Here is a 21,325-nt window from a genome sequence, read left to right as displayed (position 1 = left end):
GCCCGCTCCGGCGCCAGGCTCCATGCCCGGCCCCTGCTCTCCGCAAGCTCCGGGCCAGCCCTTGGCCAGCCCGACCCGGCAAGCCGCACCCTTCCACCGGCAATCCCGGCCCCCGCCCGGCAATCCCTGCCGCCCGGACCAGTGGAATCCCTGGCACGCCGCATGCCTCGCCCCGCCGCAGCCCGGAATGAACCGGGCGGCGATCCTGGCGAAGAGGTCTCCCCCCATGTCCCTGTTCGGTGCGATGACCACGGCGATCTCGGGCCTCAACGCCCAGTCGCGCTCGCTCGGCCACATCTCCGACAACCTCGCGAACAGCCAGAGCGCCGGCTACAAGCGCGTGGACACCAACTTCACCAACCTCGTCACCCAGTCCACGCAGACCATGCACGCGCCCGGCTCGGTGATGGCGCGGCCGGACTACACCAACTCCATCCAGGGCACGATCGAGCAGAGCGACAACCCGCTCTCGCTGGCCATCGGCGGCCAGGGGTTTTTTTCCGTCGCGCAGGCGCGCGGCAGCTCGAACGGCCTGCCCGCCTTCGACGAGCGGCAGTTCTACACCCGCGCCGGCGACTTCCGGATGGACCGCGACGGGTACTTGGTGAACGGCTCCGACTACTTCCTCCAGGGCTGGCCGGTGGATTCCAACGGCAATGTCGACCGCACCACGCTCGCGCCCCTGCGCGTGAGCCAGCAGGTCTTCAACCCCATCGCCACCTCCGCCGTCGAGATCGCCGCCAACCTGCCGGCGATCGATCCGCCGGCGACGCCGGCCGACGCGAAGAGCTTCAGCACCCAGGTGCCGGTCTACGACCAGCTCGGCAACCGGCACGCCCTCACGCTGACCTTCTCGCAGACGCCGGGCGCCGCCGGGCCGCCGCCCACGGCCGGCCCGGCGCGAAGCTGGCAGATGAGCATCTCGCCCAACCCGGTCGGCGGCGCGGTCAGCATCCCGATCGTCTTCGGCAACAACGGCACCATCGACAGCTTCAACGGCGTGACGGGCACGACGAACGCGGTGGTGGACCTGAACTTCCAGATGAATTTCGGCCTGGGCAACCAAGACATCAACCTGAACCTCGGCCGCTTCGACGTGGCGCAGGGCATCACGCAGCAGGCCGGCACGGACTTTTCGCTGCGCACGCTGCACCAGAACGGCGTGCCGCCCGGCTCCTATTCCGGACTCGCGATCCGTGAGAACGGCGACGTCGCGGTGAACTACGACAACGGGGAATCCCGCGTGATCGCGCGCGTGCCGCTGGTCTCCTTCAGCGATCCCGACAAGCTGCAGCGGCTCGACGGCCAGGCCTTCATGCGCACCATCGAGAGCGGCGAGGCGCAGGTGATGGACGCCGCGACCAACGGCGTCGGCAAGCTGGTGGTGGGCGCGGAGGAGGGCTCCAACGTCGACATCGGCACGGAGTTCACCAAGCTGATTGTCGCCCAGCGCGCCTATACGGCGAACACGCGCGTCGTCACGACCTCGGACGAGATGCTGCAGGACACGATCAATATGAAGCGCTGACGGTAACTCCTCGTTAACCGTCGTCTCGATAAGGTGGCCACGCCATGAGTCTCGACCTCGCCTTCGGAATCGCGCGGAACGGGCTGCTCGCCACCCAGCGGGCGCTGGCCAATGTCGCGCAGAACATCACCAACGCCGACACGCCGGGCTACACGCGCAAGTCCGCGACAGCGATCTCGCTCACCACCAACGGCATGCCGCTCGGCGTCCGGCTCGGCGAGGCGCGGCGATATGTGGACGCCGCCCTCGTCGCCGAGCGCGACTCCCGGGGCGGCGAGGCCGCGGCCGCCGCGGTGCGCGAGCGCCTGCTCGCCGGCATCGAGGCGGTGCACGGCGCCACCGATGCCGGCGACAGCCTGGGCGACACCATCGCCGCCCTGCGCAGCGGCCTCACCAGCCTGCGCGGCGCGCCCGGCGACACCGGCCTGCAGCGCGACGCCGCCCAGGCCGCGGTGACCGTCGCCACCCGCTTCAACGAGGTCGCCGACGCGGTGGGCGAGGCGCGGCAGCAGGCGCAGGACGGCATCCTCGAGGAGGTGCAGCGCATCAACGCCGCCCTGCGCCAGATCGCAGACCTGACGACACAGATCCGGGGCGACACGGTGCGCGGCCTGCCCATCGGCGACCTCGAGGACCAGCGCGACATGGCGCTCTCCAAGCTCTCGGAGAGCCTGCCGGTGCAGGCGCTGCACCAGTCCGACGGCGGCCTCGTGCTGGTGACCAAGGGGGGGCTCGGCCTGCCGCTGGATCCCGAAGGCGACGCGCTCTCGTCGGCGATGGCGACGATCGGGCCGAGTTCCTTCTACGGCGCCGGCGGCACGATCCCGGCCATCGCCATGGGCGGCGTGGACGTCACGCGGCAGCTCGTGGGCGGCAAGCTCGGCGAGTACATCAACCTGCGCGACTCCACCCTGCCCCGCTACCAGGCGGAGCTCGACGTGGCCGCCGCGCAGCTCGCCAGCCGCTTCGACGCGCAGGGCCTGACCCTCTTCACCGGCAGTTCCGGCACGGTGCCGGACGTGTCGCTCGGCTATTCCGATCCGGCGAGCGGGCAGATCGGCTTCGCCAACCAGATCCGGATCAGCGCGGCCGTCTCCGACAACCCCGCTCTGCTGCGCGACGGCACGCACGATGTCGTCGACACGCCCGGCGGGCCTTCCGGCTTCACGACCAATCCCGCCGGCGGTCCCTCCGGCTTCGCTACGCTGCTCGACCGCATCATCGACCACAGTCTGGGCGAGACGGTGCGTGACGGCACCAACTGGGCCTCGATCCCGTCGAGCGGTCTCGGCCCCGACGGCAGCCTGAGCTCGCCCTTCATCCCCGCGCGCTCCGTCGAGGCCTATGCGGCCACGCTCACCGGCGCGCAGACCGCCGACCGCGCCGCGGCGACCACGGCGAAGATGCGCGCCGAGGGGCTGAAGGCCGGGCTCGACGCGCGGTTCCAGAATGAATCCGGCGTGGATCCGGATGCCGAGGTGGCGAACCTCATCAAGCTGCAGAACGCCTATGCCGCCAATGCGCGCGTCATGACCACGGCGCAGCAGATGTGGGACGCGCTGCAGGGCGTCGGGCGCTAGGTCGTGATCGAAGTGGATCACGACCTAGCCTTTGCTGAGAGGACGATTCACCGCTTCGGCGATTCCGCCTCAGCGGATCGTGCTCTGACGGGAGGCCATAAAACATGACCATCGACCTGCTCGGAAGCGTGGCGCGGGAGACGGCGGTGCTGCGCACGCGCCTCGCGACGCTGACGCGGCAATCCGCGGACGGGCTGCGCGCCCAGAACCTCGGCGACCTCGGCCCCGAGGTGTCGCGCCTCGTCTCGCTGCGCGGCGAGGTCGGGCGGCGCGAGGTCTACAAGACCTCCATGGACCAGGCGCTGGGCCGCACCGGCATCATGCAGGAGGCGCTGGGGCGGCTGACCCAGATCGCGCGCGACTTCCATTCGACCGTGACGCAGCGGATCACCAGCGAGGACCCGAATTCGCTGACCACCGTGCAGGCGCAGGCGCGCGCGGCGCTGACCGAGATGGCGCATCTGCTGAACACGCAGCATGCCGGCGAGTACCTCTTCGGCGGCACGGACCTCGCGCATCCGCCCATCCCCGATCCCGACCGGCTGGCGACGGGCCAGATGGCGCAGGACATCGCGGCGGCGATCGGCAATCTCGCCGCGACGGATGCCGCCACGGTCTCGGCCGCGACGCGCGGCATCGCGCAGAGCACGGCCGCTGGCGTCACGCCCTTCTCCGCCTTCCTGACTGCCGACGAGACGCTGCCGGCCGCCAATCGCGAGGCGCGGCGCGGCGTGCCTTCGGCCGATGGCGAGATCATCGGCTACGGCATCAAGGCCAATGCCAATGCGGAGGCGGTGAGCTCCGGCGAGACCACGGGGAGCTGGGCGCGCGACATGATGCGCAACCTGATGAGCCTCTCCGCGCTGACGCCGGCGCAGATGGCCGCCGATCCCCTGGAGTTCGACCGGCTGGTGACGACGATCCGCGACGGCTTCGGCGCGGCCGAGGCGTCGCTGGCCGAGGAGGCCGGCGCGCTCGGCCATGTCGAGGCCCGGATGGAATCGGCCCAGAAGCGGCACGATCAGCTCTCGACGGTGCTGGAGGGCCAGCTCTCCGACATCCAGTATGTCGACATGGCCGAGACGCTCTCGCTGCTGCAGGCCACCAAGACGACGCTGGATGCGAGCTACCGCGCCATCGGCTCGCTGAGCGACCTCAACCTCGCGAATTTCCTGCGATGACCGCCGACATCATCGATCTTCAAGCGGCGTTAACCTCACTGCGCGAGGATGCAGCGGCGGCGGGAAGCACCCCGTCGCCGGAGGCACGGCCCGGCGCCAGGACGGCGCTCGCCGGTCGCAGCTGCGGCGCGCCTTCCGGACCAGATCTGAAGGGGAACAAGATGTCCACGCTCGTGTTGGAACTGCGCCAGGGCGACCTCATGGTGGTGAACGGCGCGCCGATCCGCTTCCGCAACCGGACGCGCATCGAGCTGGCGGCCAAGGCCCGCTTCCTGTTCGGCAAGCAGATCATGGCGCCGGACGGCGCGAACACGCCGGCGCGGCGCATCTATTTCGCGCTGCAGACCGCCTATATCGGCGGCGACGAGGAGCGCGAGCCCGGCCTCTCCGCCGCGCGCCGGCTGATCGCCGAGTTCATCGAGGCCACGACCTCGCCCACCGTGCGGGAGATGCTGGCCCGCTCGCTGGAGGCGGCGGAGGCGGATGACTGCTACCTCGCGCTGAAGATCGCGCGGCGCGTGATGCGTCACGAGGAGGAGGTGCTGGGCCTGCCGCCGCTGCCGGCGCCGCGGCGGGACCTGCCAGAGGCCAGCCATGGGTGATGTGGGCGGCGCCATCGCGGCGCTGCGGCGCGCGCTCCAGCCCGGCGAGGAGACGAAGGCGCTCGCGCGCATCGCCACCGAGCCGATGCAGAAGCGCGCCATGGACCAGTTCCGGAAGGCCGTGGAGAAGGCGCCGGACATCAGGACGGCGCTGAAGGATCCGCGCGTGCTGCAGGTGGTCACCACCGCGCTCGGCATCCCCGATGGCGCGACCCAGCCAGGCCTCGCCATCCAGGCGCTGCTCTCCGATCCGAAGGACACGAAGAGCCTGGTGAACCGGCTCTCCGACACGCGCTGGAAGGCGGCGGCGGAGGCGCTGCAGCTCGGCGCCAAGGGCATCGACGCGTTGCGCGATCCGAAGGTCCAGGCGACACTGCAGGAGGGTCTGCAGCGCGCGCGCTGGCAGGACGACCTGGAGGCGAAGCAGACCGGGCTCGGCGACGCGATCGTCTTCCAGGACCGCGCGGCGGCGGTGGACGGCAATGTCTATGCGGTGCTGGGCGACCCCATCCTGCGGCGCGTCATCACCGGCGCGCTGGGCCTGCCTGAATCGATAGCGGTGCAGCCCGTGGAGACACAGGCGCGCGCCGTGGAGGCGCGGCTCAAGCTCGACAAGCTGAGCAATCCGAAGGAGGTGCAGCGCCTCGCCGAGCGCTACCTCGCAAATGTCGCGATGAACGAGGCGGACACGAGCGCCCCCAACGCGCTCGCGATGTTCGGCTGGTCCGGCGGCTTCAGCGTTTGATGATGGGCGGGCAGGCGGCCTGCGATTCACATTCCGGCCGGTCGCGTTGCGGCCTCTCACTCCGAAGCTCTAGCATCGGGCCAATGCGGCAACGCCAAGGAATGGGACGGGGATGGTCTGATGCCGGTGTATGAAAGCGGGGGGGTGCGCATCCATTACGAGGAAGCCGGGACGGGCCTGCCGTTGCTCGTGCTCCCGGGCGGCGGCCTGAACGCCACCATGGAGTATGCGACCCGGAAGGCGCCGTTCAACGCCCTGGAAGAGTTCAGCGCCGAGTACCGCTGCATCACGATGGACCTGCGCAACGCCCAGGGTGGCGGCTCATCGGGCCCCCTGGACGTCGACCGGCCCTGGGACGCCTATACCGACGATCACCTCGCCCTCATGGATCACCTCGGCGTCGGGAAGTTCATGGTGATGGGTTTCTGCATCGGCGGCCCCCTCGCGTGGAACCTGCTGCGACGCGCCCCGGACCGCGTCGTCGCGGCGGTGATGGCACAGCCGAGCGGCTTTCGCCCGGAGATGCCGGAGCTGTTCTACGACAACAACATGGCGAACTGGGGCCCCGCCCTGTGCGCGCGCCGGCCCGAGATCACCATGGATGGGGTCAGCGCCTTCCTGACCCGGATGTACCGCACGAATCCGGATTTCGTCTTCACCGTGACACGGGATTTCGTGCGGAACTGCCGGACGCCGGTGCTGGTGCTCCCGGACGACATCCCCGCGCATCCCTACGCCGTCGCGATGGAGAGCGCGATGCTCGCGCCGAATTCCCAGGTGAGCCTGTATCCCTGGAAGGACCCCGTGGAACGGGTGGCCCTTGCCGTGCGCCATATCCGCAGCTTTCTTCAGGTGCATCGTCCGGCCTAGGGACGGCATCGGAACGGGAGGACGTGAATATGAAGGGTTGGCGCGCGCGGATCGGCTTTCTGGTGCCTCCCGGGAACCCGACGGTGGAGCCCGAGATGTACGGGCTCTGCCCGCCCGGGGTCTCGATGCACTTCACGCGCATGCACGCGGAAGGCCCGGCCGGGACCCATGCCGGGCAGGACGAGCGCAACCTCAGCCAGGTCGCCAGCCTGCCCGCCGCGGTGAAGCTGCTGGCCATGTTGTCGCCCGACGTCATCGTCCTGGCGCACACCGCGACGAGCTACACCCTGGGCCAGGAGCGCGAGGCGGCGCTGGTGGCGGAGATGGAGGCGCTGACCGGCGCCCGCTTCATCACCGCCTTCGGCAGCACGCTGGCGGCCCTGGAGGAGCTGGGCTGCCGGCGGGTCGCCTATGGGACACCCTATTCCGAGGCCACGACCCTGCAGGGCAGGCGGCATCTGGAAGCGCACGGCATCGAGGTGGTGAGCCACGGCATGCTGGAGAACGTGCGCAACATCTACGAGGAGAACGAGGAGCGCGCCTATGCCATCGCCCGCGCCGTCGATCGGCCGGAGGCGGATGCGGTGTTCCTCAGCGGCACCGGCATGCCGACGATATCAGCCTTGCAGACCCTGGAGGATGATCTGGGCAAGCCGGTGGTCTCGGCGGCCTCCGCCATGGCGTGGAACGCGCTGCGCCTCGCCGGCGTGAGGCACGGCCGGCCGGGCCATGGCCGATTGCTCGCGTGACCTCCTCAACCGGCCCCTGAGGCATCGAGCTTCAGCCCGATGCGCTGCGCGAGGCGGTAGGCCTCCAGCTCCGGCTCGCTCGGCACGCTGCGCTGGACCTGGTCCGAGCCGTTGCGGAACTCCATCACGACCACGCCGAGGGTCGGATCGAGCCGCATGCTGGGATTCGGCGGCGGCGGCACGGCGGCGGGCTGCGGCGCCTCCGGCACGGGCTGATGGGCGGGCGCGGCGGGACGGGGAGCCGTGGCGGCACCCACCGGAAGGATTGGGTTCATATACGGAATTCCCATCAGGCGGCTGTCCCAAAATCCATGGATTTGATTAACGCCTGATGAATCCCCGCCCAGGTTTGACGCGCTGCACAACTGCGCCGATCCTGCCTCTCCGTGACATTCCCGCCCTCGCTCCTCACCCAGCTCCTGACGCTTCTCGCGGCCATCGCCGGCGGCTTCCTCTTCTCCCTGCTGCACATCCCGCTGGCCTGGATGATCGGCGCCATGTTCGGCACGGCGGCGCTCTCCTGGCTGCGCCCGGTGAAGGTCCCGGTCGCGGCCCGGCCCGCCGCGCTCATCCTGATCGGCCTCGCCTTCGGGCAGACCTTCTCCGGCCCCGTGCTGGCAGCGCTGCTCGGCGAGCTGCCCGCCATCGTCATCGCGGCCTTCCTCTCCATCGGCGCCGGCATCGCGACCGTGCCGATCTTCACCCGCATGGCCGGGCTCGATGCGAACACCGGCTTCTTCTCCACCATCCCCGGCGGCATCGTGGTGATGGCGGTCCTGGCCCAGCGCGCCGGCGCGCCGATCCAGACCGTCACCCTGGCCCAGACCATGCGCGTGCTGGTGGTGGTGCTCATCATGCCGCCGCTGCTCACCGCCTTCGCGCCGCACGGCGACAGCGGCGCCTTCCTCGCGCCGCATATCCCCGTCGAGCCGCTGGCCCTGGCCGGCATGATCGTGGCGGGCTTCGCCGCGGCGCAGGGCATGCGGCGTCTGGGCCTCGCCAATCCCTGGATGATCGGGCCCTGCCTGCTCGCCATCATCGCGGCGGCTTTCGACCTCCTGCCCTCGGGCGTGCCGCAATGGATGGTCAATGCCGCGCAGATCGGCATGGGCTCGACCCTCGGCCAGCGGATGACGCTCGAGTTCCTGCTGAGCTCGCGGCGTCTGATGCACGCCTCCATCCTCTCCTCCATCGCACTCTGCGCGGGCTGCACGGCGATGGCCGTGGGGCTTGCCTGGATCGCCGACCTGCCCACGGGCGCCGTCATGATCGGCATGGCGCCGGGCGGCATGCCGGAAATGGGCGTCACGGCCCGGACGCTCGGCGTCGCGGTGCCGCTCGTCCTGAGCTTTCACCTCGCGCGCACGCTGATGTGCAACTTCCTGCTGGGGTCGATCTTCAAGCTCCTCGTCCGACTCCGTCTGTTCACGGCGAGCCCCGCGGCGTAGCCTTTCATCCGGAGAGGGAGACGAACCATGCCGGATGACAGCGCGACCGCCGCTCAGATCACCACCACCCTGCCGCTCAACGGCCTCCGCGTCCTCGACCTGACGCTGGCCCGGGCCGGACCCACCTGCGTGCGCCACCTGGCCGACTGGGGCGCCGACATCATCCGCGTCGAGCCGCCCGTCGCCAATGACGGCATGAGCGGCGCGCGCGACGGCTTCGACTTCACCAACCTGCACCGCAACAAGCGCTGCATCGCGCTCGACCTCAAGACGCCCGAGGGCCACGCCGCCTTCCTGAAGCTGGCCGAGACCGCCGACGTCGTGGTCGAGAACATGCGCATGCAGGTCAAGTTCCGGCTGAAGGTGGATTACGAGACACTCTCGGCCATCAACCCGCGGCTGGTCTATGCGAGCATCTCCGGCTTCGGGCAGACCGGGCCCTATTCGACGCGCGGCGGCGTGGACCAGATCGCGCAGGGCCTCGGCGGCCTCATGTCCATCACCGGCGAGAAGGGCCGCGGGCCGATGCGTGTCGGCATCCCGATCGACGACCTGACGGCCGGCAACCTGCTGGCGCTGGGCGTGATGATGGCGCTGTTCGAGCGCGAGAAGACCGGCAAGGGCCGCTGGGTCCACACCAGCCTGCTGGAGGCGCAGGTCTTCATGCTCGACTTCCAGGCCACGCGCTGGCTGCAGAAGGGCGAGATCGCGGGCCAGGCGGGCAACGACCATCCGGTGAACACGCCGATGGGCGTGTTCCCCTCCTCCGACAAGCCGATCAACATCGCGGCGTCCTCGCCCAAGCTCTGGGCCGTCTTCTGCCGCGCCGTGGGCAAGGAGGAGTGGCTGGAGAAGCCGGAGTGGAAGACCTCGGAGGACCGGACGAAGCGCCGCGCCGAGGTCAATGCCGCTGTCGCCGAAGTCACCAGCCAGCAGCCTTCCGAGTATTGGATCGCGAAGCTGGAGGAGGTCGGGATCCCCTGCGGTCCCGTCAACAACATCCAGGAGGTCTTCGAGGACCCGCAGGTCGAGCATCTGGACATGGTCTGGAAGGTGCCGCATGCGAGGATGGGAACGGCGGGCGTGGTGCGCACGCCGATCAACATCGAGGGGCTGAAGCCCGGCATCCGGCGTTCCGTGCCGGGGCTCGGCGAGCACTCGGAGGAGATCCTGGCGGAAGCCGGGCTGACCAGCGACGAGATTGCCGCCCTGCGCGCGGCGAAGGCTTTGGGAGCATGATGCGATGACCGAGACGAGCTACGCGGACGGGAAGATCCTCGCGCGCAAGGAGGGCGGCGTGGGCACCGTGGTGTTCAACCAGCCCGAGAAGCGCAACGCGATGAGCATCGCGATGTGGGACGGCATGGCCGAGGCGCTGGACCTCTTCGAGGCCGACCCGGCGATTCGCTGCGTCGTGCTGGAGGGGGCCGGCGGCAAGGCCTTCGTCTCGGGCGCCGACATCAGCCAGTTCGAGAAGAACCGCTCGGATGCCGAGGCCCAGAAACATTATAACGAGAAGACCAGCCACGGCCGGAAGCGGCTGCTGGAGTTCTCCAAGCCGGTGATCGCGAAGATCCAGGGCTTCTGCATGGGCGGCGGCCTCGGCATTGCCATGTCCTGCGACATGCGCATCGCCGGTACGGGCAGCGAGTTCGGCATTCCCGCGGCCAAGCTCGGCATCGCCTACGGCTTCGACATGGTGGGCAACCTGGTGAACCTGGTCGGCCCGGCCCAGGCGCACTTCATCCTGATGACCGGCGGCCGCATCCCCGCCGAGGAGGCCGAGCGCATGGGCCTCATCAACAAGCTCTACCCGGCCGAGACGCTGGACGCCGAGGTCGCGAAGATCACCTCGACCATCGCGGTGAATGCGCCGCTCTCGCTGCTGGCCAACAAGCGCACGGTGCGTGCGGTGCTGTCCGACGCCGCGGCCCGGGACATGGCGGCCATCGAGGCGGCCCAGAGCGCCTGCTTCGACAGTTCCGACTACCGCGAAGGCCGCCGCGCCTTCATGGAGAAGCGCAAGCCCGTCTTTACCGGGGCGTAATGCAACCGAGGGTGGTCCGGAGCCACCCATCGCGGGCGAAATCCTTCCTCGGCGCGGGTTACGCGCCGCGAGCAAAACATTTCACTGGATTCATGCGCGCAGGACGCTAGCTTCCGCGCGTGGCCGGTTTCGCTTCGGGTCGGTCGAACAAGGAAAAATCGTTTGGACGGCCCTGCGCACACTCCGACCGACCTGCACGACGAGCATCTGGCGCCCATCTCGCGCATCGTCACCGAGGTGGCCGCCCAGTTTCCCGGGGCCCGCATCACGCTGGGCGAGATGGGTGAAGCCTTCGGGGACCGCGCCTTCGGCCTGCTGATCCTGCTGCTCTGCTTGCCCTCGCTGCTGCCCGGCATGGCGTCGGTCTTCGGCATCCCCATGCTGATCCTGGGCCTCCAGATGGGCCTGGGCCGCCGCGAGCCGAAGCTGCCGCGCTTCATCGCGCGCCAGTCGATCAAGCGCGAGGACCTGCTGCGGCTGGCTGGCGCCTCCTCCAGATGGCTCAAGCACATCGAGCGCTTCGTGAAGCCGCGCGAGGGCTTTTTCATCAGCCCCCTGGGCGACCGGCTGGTGGGATGGCTGACCGTCTACACGGCGGCGATGCTCATCCTCCCCGGCCCGGGCACCAACGGGCCGCCGGCCTTCGGCACCATCGTGATGGCGCTGGGCGTGGTGGAGGCGGACAGCCGCGTGGTGGGCATCGGCGTGGGGCTGACCATCCTGGGCTGCCTCTTCGCCACCTGCGTGCTCGGCGCGCTGGTCTGGATGGGCATCCACGCGGTCGGCTGGATCTTCTGAACCTACCCGATCAGCGCGCGCAGTTTCGCCCGGATCTGTCCAAGCTCCGCCGGGGTCACCCGCCCCTTGCGGGTTGCTCGCCTGGCCTGCCAGTGAGGCTCTTCACCTGATCCGCCAGCGCCACGCTCGCAGGAGAGCCGGTGATCGGCACCTCGAAGGGATAGTCCTTGATCCTGATCGTCAGCGGACAGCAGATCATCAACGAGGTCCTGCCATTGTACGCGGCGGGACTCAGCACCACCGCCGGGCGGTGTCCGGCCTGCTCGTGGCCCGCCTGAGGATCGAATTGCAGCCAGACGATATCCCCGGCATCCGGCACATAGGAGGGTGGCCCCACCAAGCCTCACGACCGACCGGGGCGCCAAAATCCACGGGGTCGTGGCGGTTCGTGTCCGTGATGCCGTCGACCAGGGCCGCGAGGTCGAACACATCCTCCCTCACCGGCTCGATGACGATCCGGCCGTCCTCCTCGCGGATTTCCACGGCCTGATCCACTGAGAGATGGGCTGCCGCCATGACGGAGGCCGGAATTCGCACCGAGGCGCTGTTGCCCCATTTCTTCACCAGAACCTTCATGATGCCCCCTCCGCGCCGACGGGGCATCGATCTAGCCGGTTCACGCTCAATGTCTCAACATTGTCGATACAGGACGCTACGCCCGCCAGCGACGGTGCATCCAGAGCCACTGCCCCGGCGTCTCCCGCACCCAGCCCTCGATGACCTGGTTCACCAGCGCCGTGCTGGCCTCCACGTCGATCTGCCCCTTGGCGTCGCGCGGCAGCTCCAGCGGCTCGGTGAACTCCAGCCGGAAGCGGTTGCCCGGCAGGCGGATGGCCCGCAGCCCGTGCACCGGCGCCCCGAAGCGCTTCGCCAGCCGGGCAAGAAACGGGTTCGCCGCCACCGGATGGCCGAAGAAGGGCACGCGCGGCCCGCGGCCGAAGCGCTGATCCACCAGCATGCCCAGCGTCAGCCCCTGGTCCAGCGCCTCCGCCATGCGGATGGGCGCCGTCATCCCGGCCGCGATCAGCCGGCCCATGATGGGCTCGCGCATGGCCACGATGTCGGCCGCGACGAAGGGGTTGTTGGGCGTGCGGTAGAGGATCGCCGCCGGCTGGCCGAGCTTGAAGGCCGCCACCGCCGGCAGCTCCCAGTTCCCGAGATGCGCGGCGAAGACGAGCGCCGGCCTCCCTGACAGCCGCAGCGCCTCGAAGCGGGCATGGGTGGCCTCGTCGGCCTCGACGCGGCCGCCGTCGACGTCGAAGAGCGCCTCCAGATGCGGGTACTCGCAGACGGTACGGCCGAGATTCGCCCAGGCCTCGCGGGCGATGGCGAGCCGCTCCGCCTCGGTCTTCTCCGGGAAGGCAAGACGGAGGTTCTCCATCGTGTGCCGGTGGTTGCGTGTCCAGACGCCGACCCGCGGCCCGGCCCAGGCGCCCAGGTTGGAGGCGCGGTCCGGCCCCAGCGCCCGCAGCGCCGCGAAGATCAGCCGCACGAGCTGCGCGACCGCCCATTCCCCAATGGTCTGCAGCCGCTTCACAGCTTGATGACGATCTTCCCGAAGACGTTCCGCGCCTCAAGCCGCGCCAGGCCCTCCTGGAAGCGTTCGGCGTCCAGCACCGTGTCGATCACAGGGCGGATGCCCTGGGCCATCTTGGCCAGCCCCTCGCCGATGTTCCGGATGGTCGAGCCGAAGCTGCCCTGGATCTTCAGTTGGCGCTGGAAGATCATCATGAGGTTGGTCTCGGCCGAGACGCCGCTGGTGCTGCCGCAGGTGACGAGACGCCCGCCCATCTTCATCGAGAGCAGCGAGCCGGCCCAGGTGGCCGCGCCCACATGCTCGAAGACCACGTCCACGCCGCGCTTGTTGGTGACGCGGCGGGCGACGCTCTCGAAGCGGTCCGTGTTGTAGTTCACCACGTGGTCGACGCCGAGCGCGCGGGCCTTCACGGCCTTGGCCTCGTCGCCCACCGTGCCGATCACTGTGCAGCCGATGGCCTTGGCCATGCGCACCGCGATGGTCCCGATGCCCGAGCCGGCCGCATGCACCAGCACCGTCTCGCCCGGCTCCAGCTTGGCATTGTCGAAGAGCATGTGCTGCACGGTCGAATAGGTGATGCCGGCGCAGGCCGCGTCCTCCACCGTCACGCCGGGCGGCACCCGCACGACCTGGCGTGCCGGGACATTGATGAGCCCGCGCGCGAAGCCGTCCACATGGAAGCCGCGGACGCCGGCGACGTTCTCGCAGAGGTTGTCGCGCCCCGCGCGGCACTCCTTGCACTGGCCGCAGGTCAGGCCGCCATAGGGCACGACCATCTGGCCCTGGGCAAAGCCGGTGACGCCGGAACCGATCGCCGCCACGTCGCCCACGCCCTCGGCGCCGACGCTGATCGGCAGGGTCCGCTTGGCGAAGGCCATGCCCCGCCAGCCCCAGACGTCGATGTGGTTGAGAGCGACCGCGCGCATGGCGATCTGGACCTCGCCGGGGCCGGGAGGCGGCGGCGGGTCGATCTCCATGAGGCGGAGGTCACGGTCGGCCAGGAGCTGAAGGGCGCGCATGAGCCGCGCAGTAGCAGGGTTCCGGGCGAGGCCCAAGCGGCAGGCCGTGCCTGGCTTGCGCAGACGTGCGCCGCGTGGGTTCATCGAGCCATCAGGAATCGCGCTCCGCCGAGAGCTGCGATCGGGGAGGATGCGGCAGCATGCGGAGCTACGACTACATCGTGGTCGGTGCGGGATCGGCCGGGGCAGTGGTGGCGAACCGGCTGTCCGCCGATCCGCGCCACAGGGTGCTGCTGCTGGAGGCCGGACCCGCCAGCCACCCCTGGTCGCGCATCCCCGTCGGCTACGCGAAGCTCATCACCAACCCCGCGGTCAACTGGCTCTACAGCGGCGAGCCCGAGGCCAGCACCAAGGGCCGCCGCCTGCCCGTGCCGCGCGGGCGGATGCTGGGCGGATCGAGCGCGATCAACGGCCTCGCCTTCGTGCGCGGCCAGGCCCAGGACTTCGACACCTGGGCGCAGATGGGCAATGCGGGCTGGAGCTACGCGGACGTGCTGCCTTTCTTCAAGCGCATGGAGCGTTACGAGGGCGGCGGCGACGACGCCTTCCGCGGCCGCGAGGGCCCGCTCCGCGTCACCGACCCGCCGCCGCGCGATCCGCTCTATGCGGCGGTGATCCGCGCCGCCGGCGAGGTCGGGATTCCGCACAACCCCGACTACAACGGCGCCCGGCAGGACGGCATCGCCATGAGCCAGGCGACGATCGCCTCGCGCCGCCGGATGAGCACGGCGGCGTGCTACCTGGAGCCCATCCGCAAGCGCCTCAACCTGGATATCGAGACCGGCGCGCTGACGGAATCGCTGCTCTTCGAGGGAAGCCGTTGCACCGGCGTGCGCTACACGGCGGCGGGTGTCTCGCAGGAGGCGCTGGCGGGGCGCGAGGTGGTTGTCTGCGGCGGCTCCATCAACTCACCGCAGCTGCTGGAGCTCTCGGGCATCGGCCAGCCCGACCGGCTGCGCGCCCTGGGGATCGAGCCGCGCCACGCGCTGCCCGGCGTCGGCGAGAACCTGCGCGATCATTATGCGCCGCGCACCCGCTGGGCGGTCGGCGCCAAGGGCTGGACCTTCAACGATCGGGGACGCGGCCTAGGCCTCGTGCACCAGGCGCTGCGCTATGCGCTGTTCGGCGATGGCCTGCTCGCCATGGTGGGCGCACCGCTGCGCGCCTTCGTCCGGTCGCGCGAGGGGCTGGAGGCGCCGGATGTCCTGCTCGGCTGGGTGCCGATGCTGACCGAGCCCACTCCGAAAGGGCCAAGGATCGCGAGGCGGTCGGGCATGACCTGCTACGCGCATCCCATGCGCCCAGAGAGCAGGGGCCACATCCACATCACCTCGGCCGATCCGCGCCAGCCGCCGGCGATCACCTTCAACTTCCTGTCCTCGCCCGTCGATGCGGAGCTGACGGTGCGGGCCATCCGGATCGCGCGCTCCGTGATGACCGCGCCGGCGATGGCGCCGCTCGATCTCACCGAGATGGCGCCGGGCCCCGCGCGGCAGACGGATGACGAGATCCTGGACTGGGTGCGCGCGGCCGGTGAGACCACCTACCACCCCGTCGGCACCTGCCGGATGGGCCAGGATGCCATGGCCGTGGTGGATGCCCGGCTAAGGGTGCACGGCATCGCGGGCCTGCGCGTGGCCGATGCCTCGATCATGCCGACGCTAACCTCGGGCAACACCAACGCGCCGACCATCATGATCGGCGAGAAGGCGGCAGCGATGATTCTGGAGGACGCCGTCTGACGATGGGTGAAAGCCGGCGGGTAGCTGCGCAGTCGTTTCCCAGGGTACCATGTCGGCGCCGGTGCCGGGATTTCAGCACGTCCATCGTCATCATATTGATCAACGATAGGGCGACACAGACTGGCACCTATGGAGCCCGTAGCTTGCGTTCGGTCCTTGTCGATCGTAAAGCCGTGGCGACGTAAGTTTCTATTTTGTTCTTGAATTTTTTCCTAGGAAATGCGATACTCTCGCCCGAACAGTCGAGGTGTCGATATGGCTGCGCTCACCCCAACCAGCATTCCCTCAAGAAACGCGATTTCTCGGAGTTCGGTTTTTTCGGCGACGCAAAGACCTGCGACAGCAAAAAATTTTATCTATAATCACAACAACGACATCGTCCAAGTACGCGCTTACACCAGGAGCGTGGACGGGAAAATAATCCAAGTCTCAGCCCACACGCGCAGTGACCCCCAGGAGGTGATGGGGGCTCACGAGGCGAGGTTGTTAGCTCAGCGGAAAGAATTGCTTATACACGCACCGCAGCCTGCGACGCTCAACTTGAGCGCGATCAGGCCATTTGTCGAACACGTATCACGACATCAGCGAGGCAGTCCTGCTGGCAAAGCGCCTTCGAGCGATTTGTGCAATGTGGCCGCGGCGGTCACATCCCCCGTCTTATAATTGGCAGATAGAAGAGAGAATCAAAAATATGTCCGAATATAATCTGACAGATGTCATTGCCACTAGAATTCTTGAAGTCGATGGTCAGCCACGTTTCGAAATCAGGCTCTGGCGTCCAGTTTTAGCAAAAGAGGGGGATTGTTGGTTCTGTCACTATGAAATCAAAGGCCCTCAGACGAACCGAAAAGGCAAGTTTGGTGGAGAGGATTCTATGCAGGCTTTGGTAAACGCCCTCTATTGTGCTTCGGTCGAAACAGAAATATCCGCCGAAAACCAGGAGAGGCGTCTCTCCTGGTTTGGCGACACGACTAACTTCGGGCTTCCTTCACCGGTTTTTTCAAATCCGGAAGATAAATAGTAGATTTAGTTGAAGGGTAGACTCTCAGTCCAGCGCTTCCAGCACGCGTGGCGGCGACATGGGCAGCGCGTAAAACCGCTTGCCCAGCGCATTCGCCACGGCATTCGCCACGGCGGCCAGCGGCGGCACCAGCGGCACCTCGCCCACGCCGCGCACGCCCTGCGGGTGCTTCGGGTTCGGCACCTCGATCATGACCGTGTCGAGCATCGGCAGGTCGGAGCAGACCGGCATCCGGTAGTCGAGGAAGCTCGCGTTATCGACCTTGCCGTTCTTGTCGTAGAGGTACTCCTCGCTGAGCGCCCAGCCGATGCCCTGCGCCGCACCGCCCTGCATCTGGCCCTCGACATAGGCCGGATGCACGGCACGGCCGACATCCTGGAACGAGGTGTAGCGCAGCACGCGCACGATCCCGAGGTCGGGGTCGACCTCGACGTCGCAGACATGGGTGGCAAAGCCGCCCTCGGCGCCCTGGGTGTTCTGCTGCACGCCGGCGCCGATGGGACCGCCGGTCTCGCTCGCCTTGGCCGCGAGCTGCGCGAGGCTGAGCGCGGGAAACTTGCCGGCGTTCTCGCCGGCCGGCTTCGCCTCGCCATCCTCCCAGACCACCGCCTCCGGATCGATCTTCCAGAGCTTCGCCGCGCGCTCGCACAGCGTCTTGATCACCTTCTCCGTCGACTGCGTCACCACCATCGCCGAGGCGAAGAGCACACGGCTGCCGCCGGTCAGGTTGGAATAGCCGATCGTCGCCGTGTCGCCGATGAGGACGGAAACGCGGTTGTAGTCGATGCCCAGCAGCTCCGCCGTGATATTGGCGATCGAGGCGCGCGAGCCGCCGATATCCGGATGGCCCGTGGTCACCACGACATTGCCGTCCTCGGTGATGTTCACCTGCGCGCTGCTCTCACCGCCGGCGTTGAACCAGAAGCCGCTGGCCACGCCGCGGCCCTGCAGCTTGCCGAGCGGCGCCTTGTAGTGCGGGTGCGCCATCGCGGCCTCGATCGTGTCGATGAAGCCGATGACCGGGAAGACCGGCCCATGCGCCGCCTTGGTGCCCTGCTTCGCCGCGTTCTTCAGCCGCAGCTCGAGCGGGTCCATCTTCAGCGCCTCGGCCACCTCGTCGAGCACGCATTCGGCTGCATAGGCGCCGATCGGCGCGCCAGGCGCGCGATAGGCCGCGACCTTCGAGCGGTTGGATACCACGTCGAAGCCCGTGGAGAGCACGTTCGGGATGTCGTAGGGCGCGAAGGCGCAGCCGGCCGCGCCGCGGATCGGCGAGCCCGGCAGCGCGCCGGCCTGGAGATAGAAGGTCCCCTGCGCTGCGACGATCTTGCCGTCCTTCGTCGCGCCGATCTTGACGGTGCTCATCGAACCCGAGGTCGGGCCGGAGGCCCGAAAGACCTCCTCGCGCGTCATGACCATCTTCACCGGGCGGCCGGTCTTCTTCGCCAGGATCGTGGCGACCGGCTCCAGGTAGATGATGGTCTTGCCGCCGAAGCCGCCGCCGATCTCTGCGGGGATCGCGCGGATGTCGCTCTGCGGGATGCCCGTCAGCAGCGAGGTCATGGCGCGCACCATGAACTGGCCCTGGCTGGAGCTCCAGATCACCGCCTTGCCGTCGACAACGCTGACCAGGCAGGAATGCGGCTCGATATAGCCCTGGTGCACCGGGCGCGTGTTGAAGCTGCGCTCGACGATCACGTCGGCCTGGGCGAAGCCGGCATCGACGTCACCGAGCTTGTGCTCCAGCTTGCCGGCGATGTTGGAGGGCTTGCCCTCGAAGGAGAGGAAATCGTGCAGGATCGGCGCATCCGGCTTGATCGCGTCCTCGATCTCGATGACGTGCGGCAGCACCTCGTACTCGACCTCGATGAGCTTGCAGGCCTCGGCCGCAATGGCCTCGCTCATGGCGGCGACGGCCGCGATCGGATGGCCGTGGAACAGCGCCTTCTCGCGCGCCATGACGTTGCGGCACATCCAGCGCATGTCCTGGATGCCGAGCATCACGGACTTGTCGAGCGGGAACTCCACGATGTCCTTGTGGGTCACCACGCCCTTCACGCCCGGCAGCTTCTCCGCCTTCGAGGTGTCGATGGACTTGATGATGGCGTGCGCATGCGGGCTGCGGAGCACCTTGCCCCAGATCATCCCGGGCATGCTGGTGTCGCTGGAATAGGAGGCGCGGCCCGTGACCTTGTCGGCGCCATCCGGGCGGATGGTGCGCTGGCCGATCCACTTGTTGTTGATGACGTTCATCAGGCGGACTCCCTCATCTCAGCGGCGGTTTCCAGGACGGCGCGGACGATCTTGTCGTAGCCGGTGCAGCGGCAGAGGTTGCCGGCGAGCCAGAAGCGCACCTCCGTCTCGGTCGGATCGGGATTGCGCTCCAGCAGCGAGCGCGCGGCCATGAGCACGCCTGGCGTGCAGATGCCGCACTGGAGCGCCGCCATCTCGAGGAACTTTTGCTGCAGCGGGTGCAGCTCCTCGCCGGCCATGCCCTCGATCGTCGCGATCGACTTGCCCTCGGCCTCGGCGGCGAGCGTCAGGCAGGAGCAGACCAGCCGCCCGTCCAGCAGGATGGAGCAGGCGCCGCAATCGCCGGTGCCGCAGCCCTCCTTGGTGCCGGTCAGGCCCAAGGTGACGCGCAGCGCGTCCAGCAGGCTCTGGTGCGGGTCGCAGAGGAATTCCTCCGGCTCGCCGTTGATGGTGGTGGCGACATGCATCTTGGCCATGGCTCAGACCCTCCCGGCGCGTTCGGCGGCGATGGCGGTGGTGCGCTTCAGCAGCACCCCGGCCACCTTGGTGCGGTAGACGATGGTCCCGCGCTTGTCGTTGATGGGCTTGCAGGCGGCGCTGCAGGCGGCGGCCGCGGCGTCCAGCGCCGCATCCTCCAGCTTGGAGCCGATCAGCGCCTTGGCCGCATCGGCGACCAGCAGCACGGTCGGCGCCACGGCGCCGAGGCCCACGCGAGCCGCCTTCACCACGCCGTTCTCCAGCGTCAGGCTGACGCCGACGCCCACCACCGCGATGTCCATCTCGGTCCGCGGGATCATGCGCAGATAGGCGTCGCTGGAGCCCTTCGGCCGCGGCGGCAAGGTGAAGCTGACCAGGATCTCGCCCGGGGTGAGGTTGAGGCGCCCCGGCCCGGCCGGCACGGCCTCGACCGGCAGCGTGCGGCGGCCGTTCGGACCCTGGATGGTGACCACCGCCCCGGCCGCGACCATGGCCGGCACGCTGTCGCCGGCCGGCGAGCCGTTGCACAGATTGCCGCCCGGCGAGGCGCGGCCCTGCACCTGAGTGGAGCCGATGAGGTTGATGGCCTCCAGCACGCCGGGCCAGACCTTCCCGAAGCGCGGATGCTCCGCCAGCTCCGCGCCGGAGACCGCGGCGCCGATCACGAAGCCGCCATCGGCGGTCTCCTCGATGGCCATGGTCTCGGCAATCTTCTTGATGTCGATGATCGTGCCGGGGCGGACGACGCCGGAGCGCATCTGCACCAGAAGGTCGGTCCCGCCGGCCAGGATGCGCGCGGCGCCCGCGGCGGCGGCATAGGCCCCGACGGCCTCGTCGAGCGTCTGAGGGGCGATGTATCGGATCTCTGTCATTCTTGTTTCCGCAATCGTTTCCGGTCCCGGCGGATCCCGTTGGATCGGGATGCAGCCCGTCTTCGGAAACGCTACGCTCGCGAGGAGAGGCAGAACAGCCCCTAATTGTCGCGATCTACCGTTATAATCTATTGTGCATAACGAAAGTTAGGGAGGCTAAGAGCGATCGGGCGGCCAAGTCTTCAGGGCCGCGCAGAGCCCTCTCAACTCAGGCTGGCGGCCGCCAACGCCGCGAAGGCCCGGGCACGGTGGCTGTGCCGCGCCTTTTGCTCCGGCGTCATCTCGCCGAAGGTCAGCGACTTGCCTTCCGGGACGAACATCGGGTCGTAGCCGAAGCCGTTTTCCCCGCGCGGCGGGGCGACCCAACATCCCTCCACCCTACCCTCGAAGGATTCCGTGTGCCCGTCCGGCCAGGCCAGGACCAGCACGGCCACGAAGGCGCAGCGCCGGTCCGCGCTGCCGTCTTCGGCCGCGATCCGTGCCATCGCCGAGGGATAGTCGCGCGAGCCGTCCGGGCGCATGGCCCAGTCGGCGGTGCGCACACCGGGCCGGCCGCCCAGCGCCGTGACCTCGATGCCGCTGTCGTCGGCCAGCGCCGGCAGCCCCGTGGCCGCCGTCGCCGCCAGCGCCTTGATGGTGGCGTTGGCGATGAAGGTGTCGCCCGTCTCCTCCGGCTCCGGCAGGCCGAGCGCGCCGGCCGAGACCAGCTCCATCCCGTAGGGCGCCAGCAGCCCACCGAACTCGCGCAGCTTGCCGGCGTTGTGGCTGGCCAGGACGAGCTTGCCGGGCGCCAGCTTTCTCACATGTTCGGGCGGCCGATTCACGGCTCCGGTGCTCGTGGCCTGCGGCCCCTCCG

The 21,325-nt window shown here is 68.8% G+C and carries 21 protein-coding genes and 1 pseudogene; 13 read left to right on the top strand and 9 right to left on the bottom strand.

Features of this window, described 5'->3' with window-relative positions:
* Positions 1 to 226: 226 nt before the first annotated feature.
* From flgE to AC1ROY_RS29055, 7 genes are all read left to right on the top strand, one after another.
* Complete coding sequence (flgE, locus tag AC1ROY_RS29085; protein WP_493152429.1) at positions 227 to 1,528, top strand: flagellar hook protein FlgE; 1,302 nt, start codon at positions 227 to 229, stop codon at positions 1,526 to 1,528.
* A 44-nt stretch (positions 1,529 to 1,572) separates the two neighbouring features.
* Positions 1,573 to 3,108 (top strand): flagellar hook-associated protein FlgK, encoded by a 1,536-nt coding sequence (locus tag AC1ROY_RS29080; protein WP_493152428.1) that lies wholly within the window; start codon positions 1,573 to 1,575, stop codon positions 3,106 to 3,108.
* 104 nt (positions 3,109 to 3,212) lie between these two features.
* Complete coding sequence (locus AC1ROY_RS29075; protein ID WP_493152427.1) at positions 3,213 to 4,289, top strand: flagellin; 1,077 nt, start codon at positions 3,213 to 3,215, stop codon at positions 4,287 to 4,289.
* A 161-nt stretch (positions 4,290 to 4,450) separates the two neighbouring features.
* A complete protein-coding gene (locus AC1ROY_RS29070) occupies positions 4,451 to 4,891 on the top strand; it encodes a flagellar biosynthesis repressor FlbT (protein ID WP_493152426.1) in 441 nt (146 codons plus the stop codon).
* On the top strand, positions 4,884 to 5,636 hold the full coding sequence (locus tag AC1ROY_RS29065; RefSeq protein WP_493152425.1) for a DUF1217 domain-containing protein: 753 nt from the start codon (positions 4,884 to 4,886) through the stop codon (positions 5,634 to 5,636). The genes AC1ROY_RS29070 and AC1ROY_RS29065 overlap by 8 nt, the downstream gene beginning before the upstream one ends.
* A gap of 120 nt (positions 5,637 to 5,756) precedes the next feature.
* Positions 5,757 to 6,506: an alpha/beta fold hydrolase gene (locus AC1ROY_RS29060; protein WP_493152424.1), complete on the top strand. Its 750-nt coding sequence runs from the start codon at positions 5,757 to 5,759 to the stop codon at positions 6,504 to 6,506.
* A 29-nt stretch (positions 6,507 to 6,535) separates the two neighbouring features.
* Positions 6,536 to 7,255: a maleate cis-trans isomerase family protein gene (locus AC1ROY_RS29055; protein WP_493152423.1), complete on the top strand. Its 720-nt coding sequence runs from the start codon at positions 6,536 to 6,538 to the stop codon at positions 7,253 to 7,255.
* 5 nt (positions 7,256 to 7,260) lie between these two features.
* On the opposite strand, the gene AC1ROY_RS29050 is transcribed toward AC1ROY_RS29055, so the two are convergent.
* On the bottom strand, positions 7,261 to 7,530 hold the full coding sequence (locus AC1ROY_RS29050) for a hypothetical protein (protein WP_493152422.1): 270 nt from the start codon (positions 7,528 to 7,530) through the stop codon (positions 7,261 to 7,263).
* A 111-nt stretch (positions 7,531 to 7,641) separates the two neighbouring features.
* Between AC1ROY_RS29050 and AC1ROY_RS29045 the strand changes: the two genes are divergently transcribed.
* From AC1ROY_RS29045 to AC1ROY_RS29030, 4 genes are all read left to right on the top strand, one after another.
* Positions 7,642 to 8,703, top strand: coding sequence for an AbrB family transcriptional regulator (locus AC1ROY_RS29045; RefSeq protein ID WP_493152421.1), 1,062 nt, complete (start codon positions 7,642 to 7,644; stop codon positions 8,701 to 8,703).
* A 27-nt stretch (positions 8,704 to 8,730) separates the two neighbouring features.
* On the top strand, positions 8,731 to 9,942 hold the full coding sequence (locus tag AC1ROY_RS29040) for a CaiB/BaiF CoA transferase family protein (protein ID WP_493152420.1): 1,212 nt from the start codon (positions 8,731 to 8,733) through the stop codon (positions 9,940 to 9,942).
* A 4-nt stretch (positions 9,943 to 9,946) separates the two neighbouring features.
* Positions 9,947 to 10,750, top strand: coding sequence for an enoyl-CoA hydratase (locus AC1ROY_RS29035; RefSeq protein WP_493152419.1), 804 nt, complete (start codon positions 9,947 to 9,949; stop codon positions 10,748 to 10,750).
* 162 nt (positions 10,751 to 10,912) lie between these two features.
* On the top strand, positions 10,913 to 11,548 hold the full coding sequence (locus AC1ROY_RS29030) for an exopolysaccharide biosynthesis protein (protein WP_493152418.1): 636 nt from the start codon (positions 10,913 to 10,915) through the stop codon (positions 11,546 to 11,548).
* 55 nt (positions 11,549 to 11,603) lie between these two features.
* Here the strand turns inward: AC1ROY_RS29030 and mazF are convergent, their stop codons facing one another.
* From mazF to AC1ROY_RS29010, 4 genes and pseudogenes are all read right to left on the bottom strand, one after another.
* A complete protein-coding gene (mazF, locus tag AC1ROY_RS29025) occupies positions 11,604 to 11,867 on the bottom strand; it encodes an endoribonuclease MazF (RefSeq protein ID WP_493152417.1) in 264 nt (87 codons plus the stop codon).
* 23 nt (positions 11,868 to 11,890) lie between these two features.
* A pseudogene (locus AC1ROY_RS29020) lies at positions 11,891 to 12,124 on the bottom strand (AbrB/MazE/SpoVT family DNA-binding domain-containing protein); the annotation flags it as partial.
* Positions 12,125 to 12,200: 76 nt separating this feature from the next.
* Complete coding sequence (locus tag AC1ROY_RS29015; protein ID WP_493152416.1) at positions 12,201 to 13,085, bottom strand: lipid A biosynthesis lauroyl acyltransferase; 885 nt, start codon at positions 13,083 to 13,085, stop codon at positions 12,201 to 12,203.
* A complete protein-coding gene (locus AC1ROY_RS29010) occupies positions 13,082 to 14,104 on the bottom strand; it encodes a zinc-binding dehydrogenase (RefSeq protein WP_493152415.1) in 1,023 nt (340 codons plus the stop codon). Before AC1ROY_RS29010 ends, AC1ROY_RS29015 begins: the two co-directional genes overlap by 4 nt.
* Before the next feature lie 140 nt (positions 14,105 to 14,244).
* Between AC1ROY_RS29010 and AC1ROY_RS29005 the strand changes: the two genes are divergently transcribed.
* Together AC1ROY_RS29005 and AC1ROY_RS29000 are read left to right on the top strand one after the other, a co-directional pair.
* The gene (locus AC1ROY_RS29005; RefSeq protein ID WP_493152414.1) at positions 14,245 to 15,846 is read left to right on the top strand and encodes a GMC family oxidoreductase; all 1,602 of its coding nucleotides are present in this window, start codon (positions 14,245 to 14,247) and stop codon (positions 15,844 to 15,846) included.
* Between the two features lie 691 nt (positions 15,847 to 16,537).
* Positions 16,538 to 16,867: a DUF6968 family protein gene (locus AC1ROY_RS29000; protein ID WP_493152413.1), complete on the top strand. Its 330-nt coding sequence runs from the start codon at positions 16,538 to 16,540 to the stop codon at positions 16,865 to 16,867.
* A gap of 24 nt (positions 16,868 to 16,891) precedes the next feature.
* Here AC1ROY_RS29000 and AC1ROY_RS28995 read toward each other — a convergent pair whose 3' ends face one another.
* The 4 genes from AC1ROY_RS28995 to AC1ROY_RS28980 all read right to left on the bottom strand — a co-directional run bounded on the left by AC1ROY_RS28995 (position 16,892) and on the right by AC1ROY_RS28980 (position 21,293).
* On the bottom strand, positions 16,892 to 19,120 hold the full coding sequence (locus tag AC1ROY_RS28995) for a xanthine dehydrogenase family protein molybdopterin-binding subunit (RefSeq protein ID WP_493152412.1): 2,229 nt from the start codon (positions 19,118 to 19,120) through the stop codon (positions 16,892 to 16,894).
* Entirely contained in the window at positions 19,120 to 19,596 is a 477-nt protein-coding gene (locus AC1ROY_RS28990) for a (2Fe-2S)-binding protein (RefSeq protein WP_493152411.1), read from the bottom strand. The genes AC1ROY_RS28995 and AC1ROY_RS28990 overlap by 1 nt, the downstream gene beginning before the upstream one ends.
* A 3-nt stretch (positions 19,597 to 19,599) precedes the next feature.
* Complete coding sequence (locus AC1ROY_RS28985; protein ID WP_493152410.1) at positions 19,600 to 20,469, bottom strand: FAD binding domain-containing protein; 870 nt, start codon at positions 20,467 to 20,469, stop codon at positions 19,600 to 19,602.
* Between the two features lie 203 nt (positions 20,470 to 20,672).
* Entirely contained in the window at positions 20,673 to 21,293 is a 621-nt protein-coding gene (locus tag AC1ROY_RS28980) for a non-canonical purine NTP pyrophosphatase (RefSeq protein ID WP_493152409.1), read from the bottom strand.
* Positions 21,294 to 21,325 lie beyond the last annotated feature (32 nt).

The sequence above is a fragment of the Roseococcus sp. GW821-FHT12F05 genome (genome assembly GCF_058806835.1).
The sequence above is the reverse complement of the archived record's forward strand: the minus strand, read 5'-3'. Positions and strand labels throughout refer to the sequence as shown.

Excerpts from the sequence above, each read along its gene's own strand:
- flgE (WP_493152429.1), top strand. The coding sequence starts at position 227 with ATGTCCCTGTTCGGTGCGATGACCACGGCGATCTCGGGCCTCAACGCC.
- AC1ROY_RS29080 (WP_493152428.1), top strand. The coding sequence starts at position 1,573 with ATGAGTCTCGACCTCGCCTTCGGAATCGCGCGGAACGGGCTGCTCGCC.
- AC1ROY_RS29075 (WP_493152427.1), top strand. The coding sequence starts at position 3,213 with ATGACCATCGACCTGCTCGGAAGCGTGGCGCGGGAGACGGCGGTGCTG.
- AC1ROY_RS29070 (WP_493152426.1), top strand. The coding sequence starts at position 4,451 with ATGTCCACGCTCGTGTTGGAACTGCGCCAGGGCGACCTCATGGTGGTG.
- AC1ROY_RS29065 (WP_493152425.1), top strand. The coding sequence starts at position 4,884 with ATGGGTGATGTGGGCGGCGCCATCGCGGCGCTGCGGCGCGCGCTCCAG.
- AC1ROY_RS29060 (WP_493152424.1), top strand. The coding sequence starts at position 5,757 with ATGCCGGTGTATGAAAGCGGGGGGGTGCGCATCCATTACGAGGAAGCC.
- AC1ROY_RS29055 (WP_493152423.1), top strand. The coding sequence starts at position 6,536 with ATGAAGGGTTGGCGCGCGCGGATCGGCTTTCTGGTGCCTCCCGGGAAC.
- AC1ROY_RS29050 (WP_493152422.1), bottom strand. The coding sequence starts at position 7,530 with ATGAACCCAATCCTTCCGGTGGGTGCCGCCACGGCTCCCCGTCCCGCC.
- AC1ROY_RS29040 (WP_493152420.1), top strand. The coding sequence starts at position 8,731 with ATGCCGGATGACAGCGCGACCGCCGCTCAGATCACCACCACCCTGCCG.
- AC1ROY_RS29035 (WP_493152419.1), top strand. The coding sequence starts at position 9,947 with ATGACCGAGACGAGCTACGCGGACGGGAAGATCCTCGCGCGCAAGGAG.
- AC1ROY_RS29010 (WP_493152415.1), bottom strand. The coding sequence starts at position 14,104 with ATGCGCGCCCTTCAGCTCCTGGCCGACCGTGACCTCCGCCTCATGGAG.
- AC1ROY_RS29005 (WP_493152414.1), top strand. The coding sequence starts at position 14,245 with ATGCGGAGCTACGACTACATCGTGGTCGGTGCGGGATCGGCCGGGGCA.
- AC1ROY_RS29000 (WP_493152413.1), top strand. The coding sequence starts at position 16,538 with ATGTCCGAATATAATCTGACAGATGTCATTGCCACTAGAATTCTTGAA.
- AC1ROY_RS28995 (WP_493152412.1), bottom strand. The coding sequence starts at position 19,120 with ATGAACGTCATCAACAACAAGTGGATCGGCCAGCGCACCATCCGCCCG.
- AC1ROY_RS28990 (WP_493152411.1), bottom strand. The coding sequence starts at position 19,596 with ATGGCCAAGATGCATGTCGCCACCACCATCAACGGCGAGCCGGAGGAA.
- AC1ROY_RS28985 (WP_493152410.1), bottom strand. The coding sequence starts at position 20,469 with ATGACAGAGATCCGATACATCGCCCCTCAGACGCTCGACGAGGCCGTC.